This is a genomic window from Paeniroseomonas aquatica (genome assembly GCF_030409335.1).
Classification (GTDB): domain Bacteria; phylum Pseudomonadota; class Alphaproteobacteria; order Acetobacterales; family Acetobacteraceae; genus Belnapia; species Belnapia aquatica.
Map to the genome: position 1 here is coordinate 1 of NZ_JAUFPN010000134.1, position 3170 is coordinate 3170.

At 72.2% G+C, this 3170-nt stretch carries 2 protein-coding genes and 1 pseudogene; 1 reads left to right on the top strand and 2 read right to left on the bottom strand.

The features are described 5' to 3' along the window. Together QWZ14_RS12275 and QWZ14_RS12280 are read right to left on the bottom strand one after the other, a co-directional pair. Positions 1 to 252 (bottom strand): annotated as a pseudogene (locus QWZ14_RS12275) (heavy metal translocating P-type ATPase); the annotation flags it as partial. Positions 253 to 414: 162 nt separating this feature from the next. After that, positions 415 to 621 carry a P-type ATPase gene (locus QWZ14_RS12280; RefSeq protein WP_290316960.1) on the bottom strand — a complete coding sequence of 69 codons (207 nt, stop codon included), beginning with the start codon at positions 619 to 621 and terminating at the stop codon, positions 415 to 417. A gap of 524 nt (positions 622 to 1145) precedes the next feature. On the opposite strand from QWZ14_RS12280, the gene QWZ14_RS12285 reads away from it, so the two are divergent. After that, on the top strand, positions 1146 to 3170 hold a 2025-nt coding region (locus tag QWZ14_RS12285; protein WP_290316961.1), incomplete at its 3' end, for a heavy metal translocating P-type ATPase.

The following is a 3170-nucleotide window of genomic DNA, read 5'->3' on the forward strand; positions in this document are numbered from 1 at the left end:
GGCGATGCCCTCCGTGGCGTCACCCCGCGGCTCGTCGCGCAGCGCCAGCAGGCCGAACGGCAGGCCGTCGGCGGTGACCACCACCACCACGGTCTTGCCGGCCTCCTCCAGCGCCGCCCGGGCCATGTCCTCGATCGGCGCCAACTCAGTTTCCGCCGCCCAGGCCGGGCTGCCGACGGCGCCCCGCCGCCCCTCGACCAGGGCCAGTACCGCTTTGCCAGGGACCGCGGCGGCCTCGGCCGCCACTGGCAACGCGACGCGCCGCCGATCGCCTCCAGCGCTTCGCCGCTTTCACCAACAGCCCGCGCCGCGTGCCGGCCGAAAGGCCGGACGCCATGGCGGCGGTAGAGCCAAGTTCCCTAGACCAGATGTCCGCCTGAGACGGGTCACCCCTATCTCAGGCGGACATCTGGTCTAGTCGCCGCCGAGCAGCAGCGGCGGCATCAGGGCGACCAGCGCCGAGGCCGCCATCGCGCCCGGCGTCCACCAAGCCGAGAATCGCTCGATGAAGCGCTGGGTGCGGCCGCGGGAGGCGGTAGCATCTTCCACCATCCGGGCGATGCGGGCCAGCGTGCTGTCCGCGCCGGCGGCAGTGACCCGGACCAGCAGGGCGCTGTCCACAAGCCCGTAAGCGCCCCAGGTGAGGAGCGACCAGACCCCGCCGGCCGCGAGAGCGGTAGCCCAGACTACCGGCCGCGGACGCGGCGGGCTGCTGGGCGGGTTTCCGCCGCCTGGGAATGGCCCTGGACCCCCGTGCCCCGGTCCGCCCGGGCCGGAAACGCGGTGCCCTCCAGACCAGCCGCCACCCCGGTGAGATCCACCGTGTCTGCCCATCTTCGGCCTCCGTCGCGACCGGCCCCGCGCGGGATCGCGTTCGGCATCGGAGGCCGATATGAGAACTCCAGTCGCTGGATATTCAAGGTTCGGCAAACGTCTCGCGCTGCCCACGTCGCTGCCGCGCCCCCATCCCTTCTCGCGTCGCGCGATCTTGTGACAAGGCGACATCCGGGTTTCGCGGACCTCCCTTGAACCTCTAGCGGCTAGAGGTGTCATCTTCGAGGCCGGACTTGGGAGTGCGCGTGATGGACGGATCGAGGACGGTTGGCGCCGGTCATGGCGGGAGCGCTTCCTGGCGGGTAGAGGGCATGGACTGCGCCTCCTGCGTGGCGAAGGTAACGAAGGCTGTGGAGCGCCTGCCCGGCGTATCCGATGTCGCAGTCAACCTCATGGCCGAGCGCCTTACCGCGACCCTCGCCGATCCCGCGGGTGCGGCGGCGGTGGAGCGGCAGGTCGCCACCCTCGGCTACAAGGCCACCCGGCTCGACGCGCCCCCCGCGACGACGTCTTTCCCTATCATTTCCGCCACGCCGGCGTCCGTCGCCCCCGCAACCTTGGCCTGGCGGGTCGAGGGGATGGACTGCGCCTCCTGCGTCGCGAAAGTCGAGGGCGCGCTGCAGCGCCTGCCCGGCGTCTCCGACATCGCGGTGAACCTCATGGCCGAGCGGCTGACGCTCCGCCTCGCGCCCGGGGGGGGCGACGCGGCCACCATTGAGCAAGCCCTTTCCGGCCTCGGCTACGCCGCCCGCCCCCTGTTGGGGGGCGCCGTGGTTCCGCCCGCCGCGACACGGCCCGCGCATGACCAAACTGAGCCCGATCATGCCAACCATGACCACGCGGGGCACAACCACTCCAGCCATACCCACGCCGGCACCGCCGGCCAAGCAGAGGAGGCGGACAAGGGCCACGGCGGCTTCGGCCACTCCCACGCCGACCATGACGACCCGGCCGACGCGGCGAAGCCCTGGTACGGCACGGGCAAGGCCCGGTTGGTCTGGCTCCTCGGCGCCCTGGTGCTGGGGGCCTACGCGCTCTCCCTCGTCCTGCCGGAGCGGCTGACCTACCCTCTCTTCCTGGTGGCCACCGCCGTTGCCGTCGTGCCCTTTGGCCAGCGGGCCTTCGCGCTGGCCCGCGCGGGCAGCCCGTTCTCGATCGAGACGCTCATGGTCACGGCCGCGATCGGGGCCGCGATCATTGGCGCGGCCGAGGAGGCGGCGGTCGTCGTCCTGCTCTTCGCGCTCGGCGAGTTGCTGGAGAACGTCGCGGCCGGCCGGGCGCGGGCAGGCATCCGGGCCCTCGCCACCCTCATGCCCCGCACCGCGCTCCGGGTGCGGGCCGACGGCTCAACGGAGGGGGTGGACTCCGATCGGCTGGCCGTCGGCGACCTCGTGCTGATCCGGCCCGGCGACCGGGTACCCTGCGACGGATCGATCGAGGACGGCCAATCCGCCCTCGACGAGAGCCCGGTGACCGGCGAGAGCGTGCCCGTTGCCCGGGGCCCTGGGGAAGCCGTCGTCGCTGGCTCTATCAACGCCGACGGGGCGCTCCGCGTCCGCGTTACCCGCGCGGCTTCAGACAATACTATCGCCCGGATCATCCGCATGGTGGAGGAGGCGACCGCCTCCCGCGCGCCGACGCAGCGCTTCATCGAGCGGTTCTCCAAATGGTGGACGCCAGGGGCGATGATCGTCTCACTCCTCGTCATCCTCGTGCCGCCGTTTCTGCTAGGTTGGGACTGGTGGACGAGCATCTACCGCAGCCTCGCCGTCCTCCTCATCGCCTGCCCCTGCGCCCTTGTGATCTCCGTCCCCGCCGCCATGGCCTCCGGCCTGTCCGCCGGTGCGCGCCGGGGCCTGCTGATCAAGGGCGGCGCGGCGCTGGAGAGCATCGGCGCGGCCCGCACCGTCGCCTTTGACAAGACGGGCACGCTCACTGAGGGCCGTCCGCGCATTACCGACGTGGTACCCGCGGCAGGAACGTCGGAACAGGACCTCCTTGCCTACGCCGCGGGCGTCGAGGCGGGATCCGCCCACCCGCTGGCGAAAGCAGTCCTCGCCGAGGCAGAGGCACGCGGCATCGCGGCGCCCCAGTCGTCGGTGGCTGAAGCCGTGCAGGGCCGCGCGGTCACCGCACTCGTGTCAGGGCGGCGCGTCGCCGTCGGCTCTCCCCGCTACGCTGAGGAGATCGGCGCCGACCTCGGCCCGCTCGCAGGACGCGTCGAGACGCTGGAGAGCGAGGGCAAAACCACCGTCGTCGTCCTTGTGGACAGGGCTGTCGCGGGTGTCCTCGCAATCCGCGACGAGCCGCGGGGTGACGCCACGGAGGGCATCGCC